Source organism: Yersinia canariae, from assembly GCF_009831415.1.
GTDB lineage: Bacteria > Pseudomonadota > Gammaproteobacteria > Enterobacterales > Enterobacteriaceae > Yersinia > Yersinia canariae.
In genome coordinates, this window is sequence record NZ_CP043727.1 from 2,942,298 (window position 1) to 2,958,507 (window position 16,210).

Genomic DNA, 16,210 nt, shown 5'->3' on the forward strand with positions numbered 1-16,210 from the left:
GGATAGCCAGTGAGGTTTGCTCCTTGGCTATCCTACCTGCTGGCACAGGGTCTGTTGGTCAGCCATTTCGTGTCAGCGGCGGATGAGAATAAACAAGACGAATATGTGTTTGAGGATGCGTTATTACGCGGCTCATCACTCGGCTTGGGCTCCATCTCCCGCTTTAATAAAAAAGACAGTTATGAAGCAGGCAAATACCAAGTTGATCTCTATATGAACAACAAGTTTGTCGATCGTATCGAACTGATGTTTATTACGAAAGATGACGAAGTTGTTCCGTGCTTGTCAGCATCACAACTGCTGCAAGCCGGCGTTAATGACAATGTCCTGAAAAACGTCGATCAGGAAGATAACTGTCTGGATTTCAAAACCCTACTACCTGCCAGTGATTATCGCTTCGATTATGCCAAGTTGCGTTTTGACTTATCTGTCCCACAACTATTTGTTAAGAACGTCCCGCGTGGTTACGTTGACCCACGCAATCTCACGGCAGGAGAGGCCATTGGTTTCAGTAATTATAATTTAAACCAATATCATGTGGGCTATAACAAAGATGGGATTAGACGTAATACTGACTCAAGCTATTTAAGCCTGAACAATGGTATCAACACCGGGATGTGGCGTTTTCGTCAACAAGGCTCATTGCGCTATGACTCAACACGTGGCGCAAACTGGACATCTAATCGGTTATATAGCCAACGAGCCCTGCCCGCGATTGGCAGTGAAGTTACAGTGGGTGAGACATTCAGTTCTGGCCAATTTTTCTCCAGCCTCGGGTTTAGCGGTGTGGCACTGAGTACGGATGATCGCATGCTGCCGGAGTCGCAACGGGGTTATGCACCCGTTGTCCGGGGGATTGCCAGAACCAATGCGAAAGTCACGGTATATCAAAATAATCGGCCAATTTATCAGAGTACCGTTTCGCCGGGAGCATTTGAATTCAATGACTTATCTGCCACCAACTTTGGCGGCGACCTGACTGTTGAAATTCAGGAAGCCGATGGCAGTCTAAGCACCTTTCAGGTGCCATTCTCCTCTGTGCCGGAATCATTACGCCCGGGGTATTCCCGCTATAGTTTCGCCGCAGGTCAGGTTCGTGATCTGAGCAGCCACGAAGTATTTAGTGAACTGACTTACCAGCGCGGGATAAGTAATGCTATTACCGCCAATACCGGGATGCGTGTGGCGTCAGGATATCAGGCCGTTATGCTGGGTGGCGTTTTCACTCATTATATTGGGGCGCTGGGGCTGGATGCGACCTATTCACATGCCAGCCTTCCCGGCGATGCCGACTCACCTGACAATAAACAGCAGAATGGCTGGATGGCGCGGGCCTCTTTTAGCCGAACGTTTGAAGCCACTAACACGACATTATCTGTCGCGGGTTACCGCTATTCCACAGAAGGTTACCGTGATTTAAGTGATGTGTTGGGCATTCGGGCGGCCAGTAGTGGCAAAGTGTGGAGTTCGGGCACTTATCAACAGCTCAGCCGAGCTGAGATATCCCTCAACCAGAACCTCAACAATTATGGTTCGCTGTATTTAACTGCCTCCTCACAGAATTACCGCAATTCGCGTAAGCGAGATACTCAGTTGCAATTGGGCTATGCCAATACCCTGTGGCGCAATACCAGTTTTAACCTTGCGGTTTCACAACAAAAAACTGGCGGGGGTAACAATGAAACTTACTTTGTCGACCCCGGCAGTGGTATGCCTGCGGCGAACGGGGCCAATCTTTTCGCGACCAATGAGACAGTGGTACAAATGTCCCTCTCATTCCCATTAGGGGGCAGCCCGCAAGCACCTTATATCTCCGCGGGTGCGGTCAATAGCCGGGTCAGCGGTGCCAGCTATCAGACATCACTCGCCGGTGTGATGGGCGATGATCAGTCTGCCAGTTACAGCATGGACTTCGCCCGCAATGAACAAAACAAGGAAAACACCTTTAGCGGTAGTTTACAAAAACGTTTACCGACCACCAGCCTGAGTGGCAGCGCATCGCGCAGCCCTGGTTATTGGCAAGGTTCTGCCAGCGCGCGTGGTGCTGTGGCGTTCCACAGCGGCGGTGTCACGTTGGGGCCGTATCTCAGTGATACCTTTGCGCTGATAGAAGCAAAAGGTGCCAGTGGGGCCAAAGTGATGTATGGCCAAGGAGCAAGAATTGACCGCTTCGGTTATGCCTTAGTTCCAACCTTGACGCCCTATCGCTACAACACCATCACCCTCGATCCCGATGGCATGGATTTCAATACTGAACTCCAGGACGGCGAGCGGCAAATTGCGCCTTATGCCGGTTCCGCAGTGAAGGTCAAATTCCGTACCCTCAGCGGATATCCACTTTTAATCACGGTTAGACTGGCCGATGGTAGCCAAATACCTATGGGCGCGGTGGTGTATATCCCTGCGGGCACAACCGGTGACAAGAGTGACGATGCCCCACAAAATTTGGAAGTCGGAATGGTCGGCCAAGCCAGTCAGGCGTATTTACGGGCTGAAAATCCCCGCGGGACGCTCATGCTGGTCTGGGGGGATGCCGCCAATGAACGCTGCCAGTTAGATTACGATTTAGGCACGCCTAAAAATGATAAACAGCTGTATAAACTCGATGCCTTGTGTGTCGTTACCCAACATTGAATCAGAGAAACAGTATGAATCCCATGACACTTCGCGGTGCCAATCTCCACCAATACAAGTCCCATCTCTCCCGTGGTTTGCGATTATTTTTTGCACTCGCGTTACTGATCTTTATGCTACCTGGCTATGCCCAATGTGTCTGGAAAGGGGCAAATATTGGAGGCGATAATTACGGAGCCTCATTGCAACTAGGCAGCATCAATATCACCAGCAATTACATTCAGCCCGTCGATTCAATTCTGGCGTCCAGTATTATTAGTCTGGTCCCGGCTCGTTTCTGGTCCGATCCCGAGGCTGTTATCTATGAATGTGATATCGCCGATAAAGACAGTTTATTCGAAGTCTTTGCCACCAATGGCGACAGCAATGTCGGTGGCTATACCAATATGGGCGACAACTATTTTCAAACCTTTTTCCCTTATACCGCGTTAAAACTGATTCATGTGGATAGTGGCATTGAGTTCACCCGAATCTGGCAGCAAGTTCCGCTGAAAAAATATGATGTGGTCGGTAATAAAATTCAGATTAAAGGCAAACATTTCACCCAAATCCGCGCGGAATTGAAAAAGGTCGGCGCGGTAGATCGCACGCCAGGCCCGTCCAGCTGGGGATGTTCAGGACCAGCGGCAGATAACTATTCCGGTAGCTATACCTGCAATCAACCCAATGGTTATGTGGTGTTCAAAGGGCCCGGCATGCCCGTGCCAGAAACAGGTTATGATTCAGCGACAAATTATCAGACTTGGGGAACAGGCCGCTATATGGCGTTTGGGATGAATACCTCGCCGGTTTCCATCCTGACGCGTAAAAATACCTGCGTCGTTCGCAATGTAACGCCTTATGTGATTTTCCCCATCATCACCGTAAGTGAACTCAATGATAATCAAACACGTAGTGCGGATATCACCGTCGATATTGAATGTCAGGCTGGCACCGAATCGGGCATTAATAGCGGACAAACCGCGCTCGGCATCCAGACTTCATTGCCGGGGTATCTGATAGCGCAAGGGCTAGGATTGGTCAATTCTGCAGGTGGCGTCAGTTACTTGCTTTCAGACCATTATGGTACTGACAGCCGTATTGCTACCGGCGTGGGAATAAGCCTCAGTGATAGTAGTGGAAGACCCATGAATTTTGTTGGCTGGGGTGGGTGCGTCAATAATTGTGCTTCTACATCCAGCGCAGGTTGGTACCCGGTTCTTACCGGGGCTAATGCTAATGGCAGCAATGCTGCGGGTTTCAACAACTATTCACACAACTTCACTGCCACATTAAAAAAGCTGCCTAATGGCACCCCAACGGCCGGTAAAGTCGATGCTACCGCCTATGTTTTGGTGAAAATACAATGAGAAACTTGTGCCTGTTTTTATTGATATTCAGTATTAATCCCCATGCTATCGCGGGGCTCGTTGCAGCTTCAACCCGCATGATTTACCAGCCTGAGTCGCGCGAACGCACACTGATGCTGGCAAATACCAATGATTACCCGGTCGTGGTACAGACTTGGGTAGATGATGGCGATGTCGACAGCACACCGGACCAAGCCAAGGCTCCTTTTATGGTGTTACCGGCTGTATTTAAAATGCAGCCAGGGGCCGCACAAGCGCTACGCATTATTAATAAAGGTGACAATTTACCTGGTGATCGGGAGTCAGTTTATTGGCTTAATTTGTATGAAATCCCCCCGAAATCACAGCGTAATACAGATGCTTATGCCCAAGTGGCGATGGCAATGAATACACAGATGAAGATTTTCTATCGGCCAGCAGGACTAACCCCCCAGCCGGCACAAGCAATGAAAGAAGTCAGTTTTACCCTAAAAAAACAGAATAAAGAGTTTGTCCTCACGGCGCATAATCCAACGCCATATCACGTTTCTTTCGGCCAGATTCAGCTCAAAAACCGGCAACAAAGCTACACCATCGCGCAGGAGATGAATATGATGATCAGCCCGTTCGCAGAACGGCAATATCAATTTGAGCATTCGCCCACCTCACTTAGCGGCGAACAGACTTTGGACTATGTTTATTTCGATGATGCCGGGAATCAGGTAAAAAACAGTCAGTTAGTTAAAGTGACACCGTAATATTCAGGGCGAGTCTGAATAAAAATCAGATAAAAATTGACAAGTTTGCTGAAAAACAAGCCAATAAGCTCATTCTCTCAGCAAACGCGCATTTTTAGTGTTTTTCTACTTTGACAAATGTCATCGCCCTCGCTATTATTCGCCTCGTTCACACGATTCCTCTGTAGTTCAGTCGGTAGAACGGCGGACTGTTAATCCGTATGTCACTGGTTCGAGTCCAGTCAGAGGAGCCAAATTAGAAAAACCCGCTTAGGAAACTAAGCGGTTTTTTTGCATTTCAGGGCCATAAATATCTTATCTTTCCTTACCGATATCTTTCTGCGGCATGCTGTTGGGCAAAACCCGGTAACATAGCTTGCCGTCCGGCCTGATAAGTTCCCCACTGCTCGATATCATGCAACGGAGGGATAGTCACCAATTCGCGGCGATCAAAGCCAACCAATGCGGCATCCACTAACTCCCCGACCTCCATCACCGCTGAAAGCGTGTTGATATCTGTGCCAGAACGCTGCCAAATTTCAGTCCGTGTTGCTGCGGGTAATACGGCCTGAACATAAACACCTTTAGCTGCCAGCTCAATGCTAAGCCCCTGAGATAGAAACAGCACAAATGCTTTGGTTGCGCCATAAACAGTCAAACCAAACTCAGGTGCTAAGCCGACTACAGAACCAATATTAATAATGGCCCCCTCGCCTTTTGCCGCCAAACGTGGAGCAACAGCACTGGCAAGCCGCACCAGCGCGAGGGTGTTAAGGGCGAGCAGTCGCTCAATATCATCCGTTGTCTGTTCAATAAAACTTCCCCCAATACTCATGCCAGCGTTGTTGACGAGGATCCCGATACGGTTATCATCACGCAACCGCGCCTCTACAATAGCAAGCTCATCAGACTGGGTTAAATCAGCCGGCAAAACATCAACAGTAATGCCATTGTTCTGGCGAAGTTCAGTTGCCAATGCTTCCAATCGCACACTATCACGGGCGACCAATACGAGGTTATGCCCCCGGCGTGCAAAGCGTTCAGCATAAGTGGCGCCAATGCCAGATGAAGCACCTGTAATAAGAACCGCGGGAATAGTGTTCATGAAGTTAGCTCTCTTATTGAAATAATAGATGACGATTATCATCTATTTAGATATTATGATTATCATCATCTAAGTGTCAACAATGATTCGCTTGCCCCAATAGATTATGTATGTCAGATATAATAAATGTTGACCATCATGAATAATCATTGAAATGGAGCATCAATATGAAATACATCACTTCTTCGGCATGGTCTGGGGATAGGGAGAGCATAAGTCAACTTATCTATTGATGAGAGGTAACATCTATTGATGTGCTGGCATAGCATACTTTATGATGCTGCCTGCTCAATAAGGAGAAATGTATGGCCCGAGTATCAAAGCAACAGATGGCGCTCAATCGCGAAGCTATCGTACAAACGTCTTCGCAACTCTTTCGCGCCCGAGGTTTGAATGGTGTCAGTGTTAACGATTTAATGGCTGCGGTCGGGCTGACACACGGCGGATTCTACGGACATTTTACTTCTAAAGATGAACTGGCAGCTATCGCTAGCCGCCAGGCGCTCAATGATTCCAACACGCGCTGGCAGGAAGTCAGCCGTCAGCCTGAGCAATATAATCTGCGCACTTTGGTGGAGCTTTATCTCTCTCCGACTCATCGTGATCATGTAGAAGATGGCTGCGCAATTACTGCATTAGCCAGCGATGTAGCACGTGAGGATAATGAAAAACCAGTATGCGAAGTTTATCTCAGCGGCGTGAAATCTATGTTAGAACGATTAGAATCGGTTTCTGATATAGAAGATCCTGAACAACGCAAGCAACATGTACTGGCACAACTTGCAATGTTATCTGGCGCGTTAACACTGGCACGCGCAACGGCTGGAGATAAATTATCAGATGAATTTCTTGCTGCTGCCAAAAAAAGCTTATTAGGTGAAGAGTAAGTATTATCACTGCCATCGGATTGTTTGTAATACTTATACGGTGGCGGTAGAACAGTGCGATTTAGCGATAACAACTTTATTTATAAAGGTATTTTAGGCTAATAACATTAAATACTATAGATCAGTCAATTATGAAATAAGTTAATTACTTCAGCCAGAGTTAACAAATAATAAAATCACCCATTAAATTTATTTTTTTACATAAATTCATCACCTCATTCTTTCTTGATCTAGCGCAAACAACATTTAAGATAGGAAATATCCTACAAGAATATAGATATACCTCTCATATCCTTTCATTGGCCCATCCGGCACTATAAAAATCACTGATTTTCCTTTTGAAAATAACCAAAACAACAAAACCAACTTATTTTAAATAATTAGTTTCAGTTATTTATAGATTATAAAAATTAAAGATTATCAAATTTGATAGCGCTAAATAAATAATTTCATTGCGCTATAACCCAATAAAACCAGTGAGGATTATTAATATGACGTACCAACCTCCACCTTTAGCTACCTCTAAGAATATCCCCCGGAGAAAGACATTATCTCTGTTAATCTCGGTGGCAGTTTTAGCAAATACAAGCGTTGCCAGTGTTAATGCTGCGACCAATGAATGGCGTGGTACGCTATCTCCTGAATGGAGCAATCAGAATAACTGGAGCCTAAATACATTACCCGACAGCAATACTAATGTTTTTATCGATAATGGTCATGTTTTATTAGATATTACCGCGGCAAGTTGGGGCTTATCTATAGGCAGCTCCGCAGGAAGTAGCGCCTCAGTTACCGTCAATAATGGTAATGAATGGACTCTCGGTCAACCCTTATCCGGCTCCAGCTCTAACGGATTTAAACAATATATTGGTGACCAAGGGGCGGGCACATTGGCGATTGAAAATGGGGCCAAAGTCTTTTATGCCGCTAACTCGCCGACCATCTTAGGAAATCAAGTTGGCTCTGAAGGTGAAGTCATCGTCAGTGGCCAAGGTTCCACTTGGAGCAGTATCTATGCTGATATCTCTCATGCCAGCAATCAAGCCATTGTGCAGATAGGAAATTACGGTTCAGGAAAACTGTCCGTCCTTAACGGTGCCAGTGTCATCACTCCAAGAGGGCTTTCTATTGCCCAGCAAGAAGGTTCCTCCGGTTCGGTCAAAGTCAGTGGCCAAGGTTCAACTGTGCTATTAGGCTCAGGCTCATTAGGTGATACCGGCTGGGCTGGAATATCCATGTTATATGGCGCAGGTGATATCATCGTTGATAACGGCGGTGAGTTAACATTATACGGCGGAATATATTTTGGCCGAGGGAAAAATAATGCATCGCAGACTCTGACTCTCAGTGGACAAGGCTCTACTATTACCAGCTACGGCGATATCAATAATGTCGAAAGTGGTATTCTTCGCGTTCAAGACGGTGCGACATTATATTCATTACGCAGCCCGGGAAATGCCTTTATTGCTCAAGGCCAAGGCGTAATTGGCAGAGGTGGTAGCAGTAATACGGGCGATGCTTATGCCTATATTACGGGCAATGGTTCGTCATGGCATATGGACCAAGATGTGATAATCGGTTATTTGGCAAATGGTCATTTAATTATCTCTGACGGCGCGACAGTTGATAATGAACTCGGCCGCATCGGGCTAAAAGCGGGTTATTCTGGCACTATTAACGTCAGTGATGTCGGTTCTGTCTGGAATAACCGTGGGGATGTCACTCTGGGAAGTGTTGGTGATGGCGTGTTGACTGTCTCTAATGGCGGAGTAGTTAATGTCAGTAATAATCTGGTAATTGCTGAACAAGCAGGTTCGACCGGCACACTTAATTTCGGTTCCGCTGAAAATCAGTCTGCAACTGCGAGTGGCATAATAAATGCCAATCAAATAAATTTTGGTGCGGGTAATGGCCGTGTCGTATTTAATCATACCGATCCTGACTACTATTTTGAGCACCTTCTAAATGGAACGGGCACTGTTATTGTCCATAACGGCATGACTCAATTTAACCATCGACAAACTTATGCTGGCCAAACTGAAGTCCATAATGGCGGATTATTAAAAGCCGGTATTGACCATGCGTTTAGCTCCACTTCAAATTACGACATCCGCCATGGTGGCGTATTGGATTTGGCCGGTTATGACCAAACACTCGCCAGCCTGAGCAATGCCGGTATGGTGAGTTTTAACGGCGTGCCGGGAACTGTACTAAGCGTAATGGGTAATTACATTGGCAATAATGGGGTTTTGAGCTTCAACACTGTACTGAATGACGACACCTCCGCCTCCGATAAACTGGTGGTCAATGGCAATACCTCCGGCACGACCAAAGTGAGTGTCACCAATGTGGGCGGCAGTGGCGCACAAACCTTGAATGGCATTGAATTAGTCCAAGTTAATGGTAGCTCTGACGGTGAGTTTGTGAAGAATGGCCGCATTGTTGCTGGCGCATTTGATTACTCACTGGCTCGCGGTACAGGAACAAATGCCAGTCATTGGTATCTGACCAATCTGCTTTCACCGGTAATATCAGAGCCAGAACCAATGCCGGAGCCAAAATCACCAACCGAACCTAATGACCCGCCAACGATGATTGAGCGCCCTGAAGCGGCTGGCTACAGCGCTAATCTGGCGGCGGCCAACAATATGTTTGTCACCCGACTCCATGATCGTCTCGGGGAAACGCAATACATTGATGCCCTGACTGGCGAGCAGAAAGTCACTAGCTTATGGTTACGCAATGAAGGCGGGAATACCCGTTCACGCGATAACCAAAAACAGTTAGGCACGCAAGCCAACCGCTATGTCTTACAACTCGGCGGTGATATTGCACAGTGGAGTAACAATGAGCTGGATCGTTTCCATCTCGGGGTAATGGCCGGTTACGGCAAGAGTAAGAACAAAACCGAGTCGCGGATTTCCGGTTACAACGCGCGCTCATCCGTTGATGGCTATAGCCTCGGGATGTACAGCACTTGGTTTGCCAATAAAGCGGATAAATCAGGTTGGTATGTGGATAGCTGGGCACAATACAGTTGGTTCAATAATACTGTTGACGGCCAGTATTTAAATACTGAAGAGTACAAATCTAAAGGAGTAACGGCGTCGATCGAGAGCGGATATACCTTTAAAATCGGTGAAAATACTGCCAAAAATGCCACTTACTTTATCCAGCCCAAAGCCCAAATTATCTGGATGGGCGTAAAAGCAGACAATCACCAAGAAGCTAATGGCACCAATGTCTCCGGCGAAGGTGATGGCAATATCCAGACCCGTCTGGGGGCGAAAGCTTTTATGAATGGTTTCCATGAAAGTAATAAAGGTAAAGATCGGGTATTCCAACCGTTTATTGAAGTTAACTGGATCCATAATAGTAAAGACTTTGGTGCCCAGATGGACGGCATGTCAGTAAAACAGGCCGGTGCAGGTAATATCGGCGAACTGAAAACCGGTGTAGAAGGCCAGATAAATAAGCAACTGAATGTTTGGGGCAATGTCAGCCAACAAATTGGCGACAAAGGTTATAGCGATACTGCTGTAATGCTAGGGATTAAATATAACTTCTAGACCACAATATAAAGCCGTGGGCTCCCACTGTTCACTAGCAAACCCGCTCCTGCTGATATTATCTTCAAGAGCGGGTTTATCAATATAATCATGCGGTTATGGATTCAGGGCTTTTTTTGAATCCAATGCACTGTGGATAGCCGCTTCCAATTCGTTAGCTTCGAATTTTGCCACATAGGCATCAGCGCCCACTTTGCGGACATGATCTTCATTCGCACTGCCCGATAATGAAGAATGGATAATGACAGGAATATTCTTCAGGAATTCATCCCGCTTAATATTTAATGTCAGCGTAAAGCCATCCATCTCCGGCATTTCTAAATCGGTTAGCACAAATGAGATTTTATCCGAAATGGGGCAGCCTTCAGCTCTTGCTTCCTCAGCTATCTTCTTGATTTTATTCCATGCTTCCAAGCCGGTGATATGCATGACGGCGGGAATATCCATCATCTTCAATGCTTGTTCCAGCATAGAGCGGGCAACTTTTGAATCTTCTGCCACAATAGCCACTGCACCCGGCTTCAAATCAAATGCCTTGGTCTTCTCGCTATCAATTTGCACATTGCGATTAGCGGGAATAATGTCATATAAAATTTGTTCAACATCTAATACCAGCGCCAGCCTGTTACTGGATTTATCGTTGTCGAGCCGGGCGATACTGGTGATATTGCGGCTTTTTACCCCCGCGTCGGCCGCCAGTACCTGACTCCACTCCAGGCGAACAATATCGTCAACAGATTCCACCGCAAATGCTTGGGTGCTGCGGGCATATTCAGTCACCAGCAGAATATTTAATCCGGTTTTGGGAACACAACCCACGATAGCCGGGAGATCAATCACAGGAATGATTTCACCACGAATATTCGCCATACCCATCATTGGCGAAGCCATACCTGCCGCTTTGGTCAGGGCCGGCATCGGGACTATTTCACGTAATTTAAAGACGTTAATACCATATAACTCAGATTGTTGTTCCTCCTGGGACTCCCCCAAACGGAACAGCAACAGTTCAAATCTGTTGGAGGAGGTGAGATTCGTTCTCTCTTCTATCTCTTTTTGAAAATTATCCATACTTTCCCCGATGCAAATAAGAAGTCCAATACAACACGGCACGCGCTCATCCCACGACTTCCCATTACCTTTCTCGTGTGCACGATAGTGGAACTTATCTCTTTATCGGCAATTGGCGAGAAATGCTTAATAATTCGGCTTAAGAAACAGAGAAAGCTTTTCACTTCGTGCATTGAGCCGCTATTGGCGATTGATGTGTTGCTCCCCTCTGCTTTAGTTAAGGGCGATATTAACAAAAAAATACAGTGTTAATTGGCATAGATAATTTTATCTGAATAGATAGCTTCAATTGCTTGTTTATGAATATTCTTCTTTTTGTCGGTAACAATTATATCGATATCGTTAATATCACTTATTTTCATTAGCCCACTTTGACCAAATTTGCTGGTATCACATAAAATAACTTTCTGCCTGCCCATCGCCAGCATTTTCTTGGCAATACGCCCTTCATCCAGATTTTTCACCATGACACCAAAATCACTGTCTATCCCACCCACTCCCACAAAACTGAAGTCAGTATGAATATCATTCATTTGTTCAATTGTCTGAATACCTAAATTAGCCTTATAGGTATGATTATATTCACCACCCAAGACATGCACAACAGCCATATTATTTTTACTTTTAATTTGATCGGCAATTAATGATGAATTGGTAAAAACAGTGAATTTTACTAACGGCAAGAATGACGCAAAAATAAGGGTAGTTGTACAAGAGTCTATAAACAAAGTGTCATTTTCAGTCACCAGTGATGCTGCATATTGCCCAATTAACATTTTTTCCTGGCGATTTAAATCCATTCTTTGGGCAAAACTGCCCTCTTGTATATTTTGAACCTTTATCGCACCGCCATGGACTTTAGTGACCTCACCACTTTTTTCCAAATAGGAAAGATCTCTACGGATCGTTTCAGACGTTACACCCAATTCCTCGGAAAGACCAATAACAGAAACCTCACCAAGGCTATCCAGCTTTTCTAAAATAAACTGTTTACGTTTGATCTGATTCATAAAAATAGCGGCCCAAAGCTGTACGATACATTTAGAGCCTATTTCATTAGGCTATTTTACTTGCCATTTTGAACTTGGGCAGTCCTCAAAATCCTCACGCACTACTTGCATGCTTTGGTTTTCTGCGCTGTTCATGTTCAAACTATTGGCGACAATTACGCCTATTAGAATAGGCTCTTAGTGTCATTCTACTCAATAATTTTATGAAACAAAAGACGATTCAGTCACAGTGGCCAGAGTTGATTAATGGCAAAAGCAACCCCGTGCTGGTTATTATCTTTACTCACCCTATCCGCACAAGATTTGACAAAATCACTGGCATTACCCATTGCAATACCCACAGCTGAAAACTGGAACATACTGATATCATTCTCCTGATCGCCAATACTGACTACGGATTGAGCACCAAGATTTAGGTATTGAGATAAGTAATGTAATGCTTCTCCCTTACTGATGCCATATTTCATTATTTCATAATAATGCTGACTGGTTTTACTGAGTGAATATTGCCGATGAAATTCCTCATCTATCTTATTGGCAACACCATCAATAAAATCTGTTGAGCCGACAATAGAAACTTTAACAATATCTTCTTGCTGAACAATATCTCTCGGCTTCGTCAATATTATTTCCATTGCAAAAAGTTGGGATTCATAACGCGTATAATCACTAATATTTTCTGTGCAAGATATGATATTATCGCGAGTGAAAAAATGATGTTGAAACTCATTCCCTGTAAGCATAGTGATAGCAGTTTTCACTTCAGCATGACTGAATGGTATAAAACGGATATCTTTTTTCTCAACCACGTCATATATCCATGCGCCATTAAACGAAATAAAATAACGAATCAAATGTTCTAGTTCTGTATCACGAATAACAGCAGCAATAGCCTTGACAGGTCTGGCAGAACATAAAACAACTGTGCCACCGTGGTGAATAACATGTTTTAACGCACTAATATTCTGAGCTGATATTTGGTTTTCTTGATTAAGTAACGTGCCATCAAGATCAAGTGCCAGTAAGCTATACATGTATTAACTCCCATAAAAAAGGGAGAAATATTATTTCTCCCTTTGACTGCCAATAATATTAAATGAAGGGCAAACGTGCCGTTGGGATCATCGTGGTGTGAGCCACTGGCGTGTCCCCAGATACGGTCACCCCTTTACTCAGTGAGTAATAAATTGCGACACGACATCCTTGGCCGCATTACACACAACATTATCAATGGCCGTTCCGACGACCAGAATATTTACGCCGGTATCTTTAAATGCTTTTGCATTTTCCAGATTGATCCCCCCCTCAGCTAATGTCGGTACAGAAACCGCCCCGACCAATGCCAGAAGTCTTTGTTTAATGACATCCGGAATATCGCCCGCACTGACACCTTCATAACTCATGCCAGTCATTAAACCAATCATGTCGACACCCAGACCTTCCATCTGTTTAGCCACCTCAGCAACATCAGCAGGAGTTTCTGCTGCAATACCGAATGTGTGTAAATCGCTCGGGTGACCAATATAAGCATCAACCGTCAGACCATATTTATGGGCTAAGTCGACCAATTCTTTTAAATCTTCAAAACTGGATTTATGGGTATGTAAACCATCCGCACCTGATTGAGCTATCAATAAAATATCTTGTTCAGTCACTGGTGTGGGCACCGTTTCGGTAAAACCTCCAGCAATTCCGACTGTAATAAAAATATCGTCAGCGACCACATTACGCACACCCTGCACAGCTTCCGCCATTTGGCCAATGGTTATTTCATGACGAATGCGCTCTGCGGCATGCATATTCGTCACACCATTATGACCACGTGCCAATGCCAACGCAGGGTGATTAGGTTCCAATAATTTCACCCCTGAATCGCATACTGCTTTCGCTAAGCGAGCATCATCTCCGGTTATTCCAGTACTCAGAATAGTTTGACCGCCATGTAACTGAATTGCATTTCGTACTTTATCCATAGCGACGGAACGTTTCTTACTCATATCAGCGTTGAACATATTTACCTCTACTTGATTTATATAAAACTGCTTTTTTAATTGTTAACTCTTAGCCCGAGATCCCTGGTGTTGGTGATTCGGGTACTGCCTTTTTAATTGCAACAAACTTGTTGGCTAATAGCGTGATGACACAGGTCAATACCAGCGTTACCGTCATCACTATTGCCATATAAAATGCGTTATTGGATAAGAACGGCGAGGCAAATGCGGGTACATAAGCCACCCCTTTGATGTTTAATAGTCCGAGCAACATTCCGCCTACGCCGGCTGAGAATATTGCGCCAGCAAAGACAACTTTATTAGAAAACATGAATGGATAAGCCGATTCGACGAATGTCCCAAAGCCTAAGTTAATTAATAACCCAGGCGCGGCTACTGCGGCTTCACTTTTTTCTCGCGGAGCAATCACGTTTGCCAGATTAATACCTGCAGCGACCATGACTAGCCCGACCATATCGACCGCACCAAGGAAACTGACACCGGATTTTTCCATTTCCAGCAATACCAGCGGCAATATAACCGCGTGATAAACCCCGCCCAGAATAGCGGGCCAAATAACCAAACCTGCTAATAATCCGGCTAAAATTGGGCTAAATGCCAGAGTCGCTTCAATAGCCAGTTTAATATAATCACCGGCGGCTAATGCCAATGGACTGAGCAGGTAATACATCACCAAGCCGGAGAATAAACCGGACAAACCACCCGCTACAATATTGATAGTGGTCATTGGGAATTGCCATTTCAGACATAAACCAAACAGGTAACGCACCATAATACCTGCGCCGATCCCGCCCAAAATACCACCAATTAGCCCACCTTCGACTGACAGAACACCAGCAACAACACCGGCAACAATCGACACTTCATCCAGCTCTGAAACCTGTTTCGCCGCAATAACCGCGACAATAACCGGTAGCCCCTTCAGCAACAGTTCAAAAATTGCATTGAGTGATTGCAGCCCCGGAATATGGCTTAGCGCCAGCACAATGGCCATCGCGATAAAACCGGGTAAGGCTGGGATCATAATGCTACGAATATTAATTCTTTTGAGCAGGCTCTTGTCGCTACCGGGCATATTGACATCGCCACTGCCCAGTACCGGGGTATATTTTATCTGCCAGTGTTTACATAAGGAGGCCGTAAAAGAGATGGCCCGAGTTCGACTATTAGTGCCTGTGGTGCCGGAGGTAGCAATGACATTCGCACCTTTGGAGGTAATCATCGCCATCGAGGTGCCCCCCGTGCCCACGATTGGGATTTTCTTTTCTATCGCCGCCAGAATAGCTTCTTTATTACTGCGGTCGGGGTCTGCACTCATGATAATGATGCCGTCGATATCACCGGCTCGGATTTGTGCCGCAATGGCCTCATCCAAGGATTTTACCGCGTCATTCACCTCAGACAGTTGCCCTTGGAAGCTAATCCGCGGCTTATCACTTTCCTCGGCAGTTATCGAATAAACAGCGGCGGCGGTGGTCGGCTTTGCCACATCCATTGATTGTTCTGCGGCAATAAATTGCACCGCACTGACACCCACCCCCGCAGAATGAAGTTGGGTATAAATTTCTTGTAGAAGTCTTTCGGGGTATGCGCCACCGAGATTGAACAGATTTCCCCCGCTGCTTCCAAGTATTGCTACATTTTTCATGTCGGGCCTCAAAAGATAAGAAATGCTAGAAAGTGTTATTATGTTTTTAGCTGCAATTCACAATCACAGAAACAACCATTCAAAGCAACATTAAACAACATAATCACATCAATTAGACCTATTAACGTGATAGCAATTAATCCCACGAACAGAATAAATACCTCATAAAATTAAACTAATATTCTTTAATTTTAGGTTAGTTAGATATT

11 protein-coding genes and 1 tRNA gene are annotated in these 16,210 nt (G+C 45.3%); 6 read left to right on the top strand and 6 right to left on the bottom strand.

Annotated features, from left to right (window positions below):
* Positions 1 to 9 precede the first annotated feature (9 nt).
* From F0T03_RS13570 to F0T03_RS13585, 4 genes are all read left to right on the top strand, one after another.
* A complete protein-coding gene (locus F0T03_RS13570) occupies positions 10 to 2,634 on the top strand; it encodes a fimbria/pilus outer membrane usher protein (protein WP_159678918.1) in 2,625 nt (874 codons plus the stop codon).
* Between the two features lie 113 nt (positions 2,635 to 2,747).
* Positions 2,748 to 3,983: a fimbrial protein gene (locus F0T03_RS13575; RefSeq protein WP_159680889.1), complete on the top strand. Its 1,236-nt coding sequence runs from the start codon at positions 2,748 to 2,750 to the stop codon at positions 3,981 to 3,983.
* On the top strand, positions 3,980 to 4,720 hold the full coding sequence (locus F0T03_RS13580) for a fimbrial biogenesis chaperone (protein WP_159678920.1): 741 nt from the start codon (positions 3,980 to 3,982) through the stop codon (positions 4,718 to 4,720). The genes F0T03_RS13575 and F0T03_RS13580 overlap by 4 nt, the downstream gene beginning before the upstream one ends.
* A 157-nt stretch (positions 4,721 to 4,877) precedes the next feature.
* Positions 4,878 to 4,953: transfer RNA gene (locus tag F0T03_RS13585), tRNA-Asn, on the top strand.
* Positions 4,954 to 5,024: 71 nt separating this feature from the next.
* Here F0T03_RS13585 and F0T03_RS13590 read toward each other — a convergent pair.
* A complete protein-coding gene (locus F0T03_RS13590; RefSeq protein WP_159678922.1) occupies positions 5,025 to 5,804 on the bottom strand; it encodes an SDR family NAD(P)-dependent oxidoreductase in 780 nt (259 codons plus the stop codon).
* 305 nt (positions 5,805 to 6,109) lie between these two features.
* On the opposite strand from F0T03_RS13590, the gene F0T03_RS13595 reads away from it, so the two are divergent.
* Complete coding sequence (locus F0T03_RS13595; protein ID WP_159678925.1) at positions 6,110 to 6,691, top strand: TetR/AcrR family transcriptional regulator; 582 nt, start codon at positions 6,110 to 6,112, stop codon at positions 6,689 to 6,691.
* Positions 6,692 to 7,182: 491 nt separating this feature from the next.
* Positions 7,183 to 10,260, top strand: coding sequence for an autotransporter outer membrane beta-barrel domain-containing protein (locus F0T03_RS13600; RefSeq protein WP_159678928.1), 3,078 nt, complete (start codon positions 7,183 to 7,185; stop codon positions 10,258 to 10,260).
* 96 nt (positions 10,261 to 10,356) lie between these two features.
* Here the strand turns inward: F0T03_RS13600 and F0T03_RS13605 are convergent, their stop codons facing one another.
* From F0T03_RS13605 to F0T03_RS13625, 5 genes are all read right to left on the bottom strand, one after another.
* Positions 10,357 to 11,331, bottom strand: coding sequence for a chemotaxis protein (locus tag F0T03_RS13605; RefSeq protein ID WP_159678931.1), 975 nt, complete (start codon positions 11,329 to 11,331; stop codon positions 10,357 to 10,359).
* 248 nt (positions 11,332 to 11,579) lie between these two features.
* Positions 11,580 to 12,341: a DeoR/GlpR family DNA-binding transcription regulator gene (locus tag F0T03_RS13610; protein ID WP_159678933.1), complete on the bottom strand. Its 762-nt coding sequence runs from the start codon at positions 12,339 to 12,341 to the stop codon at positions 11,580 to 11,582.
* A 224-nt stretch (positions 12,342 to 12,565) separates the two neighbouring features.
* Positions 12,566 to 13,375, bottom strand: coding sequence for a Cof-type HAD-IIB family hydrolase (locus F0T03_RS13615; RefSeq protein ID WP_159678935.1), 810 nt, complete (start codon positions 13,373 to 13,375; stop codon positions 12,566 to 12,568).
* Between the two features lie 138 nt (positions 13,376 to 13,513).
* Entirely contained in the window at positions 13,514 to 14,353 is an 840-nt protein-coding gene (locus tag F0T03_RS13620; RefSeq protein ID WP_145557118.1) for a beta/alpha barrel domain-containing protein, read from the bottom strand.
* Between the two features lie 49 nt (positions 14,354 to 14,402).
* Entirely contained in the window at positions 14,403 to 16,001 is a 1,599-nt protein-coding gene (locus F0T03_RS13625) for a PTS sugar transporter (RefSeq protein ID WP_145557120.1), read from the bottom strand.
* Between the last annotated feature and the right edge of the window lie 209 nt (positions 16,002 to 16,210).

Coding starts and splice junctions, on each gene's coding strand:
- F0T03_RS13575 (WP_159680889.1), top strand. CDS start 2,748: ATGCTACCTGGCTATGCCCAATGTGTCTGGAAAGGGGCAAATATTGGA.
- F0T03_RS13580 (WP_159678920.1), top strand. CDS start 3,980: ATGAGAAACTTGTGCCTGTTTTTATTGATATTCAGTATTAATCCCCAT.
- F0T03_RS13590 (WP_159678922.1), bottom strand. CDS start 5,804: ATGAACACTATTCCCGCGGTTCTTATTACAGGTGCTTCATCTGGCATT.
- F0T03_RS13595 (WP_159678925.1), top strand. CDS start 6,110: ATGGCCCGAGTATCAAAGCAACAGATGGCGCTCAATCGCGAAGCTATC.
- F0T03_RS13600 (WP_159678928.1), top strand. CDS start 7,183: ATGACGTACCAACCTCCACCTTTAGCTACCTCTAAGAATATCCCCCGG.
- F0T03_RS13605 (WP_159678931.1), bottom strand. CDS start 11,331: ATGGATAATTTTCAAAAAGAGATAGAAGAGAGAACGAATCTCACCTCC.
- F0T03_RS13610 (WP_159678933.1), bottom strand. CDS start 12,341: ATGAATCAGATCAAACGTAAACAGTTTATTTTAGAAAAGCTGGATAGC.
- F0T03_RS13615 (WP_159678935.1), bottom strand. CDS start 13,375: ATGTATAGCTTACTGGCACTTGATCTTGATGGCACGTTACTTAATCAA.
- F0T03_RS13620 (WP_145557118.1), bottom strand. CDS start 14,353: ATGTTCAACGCTGATATGAGTAAGAAACGTTCCGTCGCTATGGATAAA.
- F0T03_RS13625 (WP_145557120.1), bottom strand. CDS start 16,001: ATGAAAAATGTAGCAATACTTGGAAGCAGCGGGGGAAATCTGTTCAAT.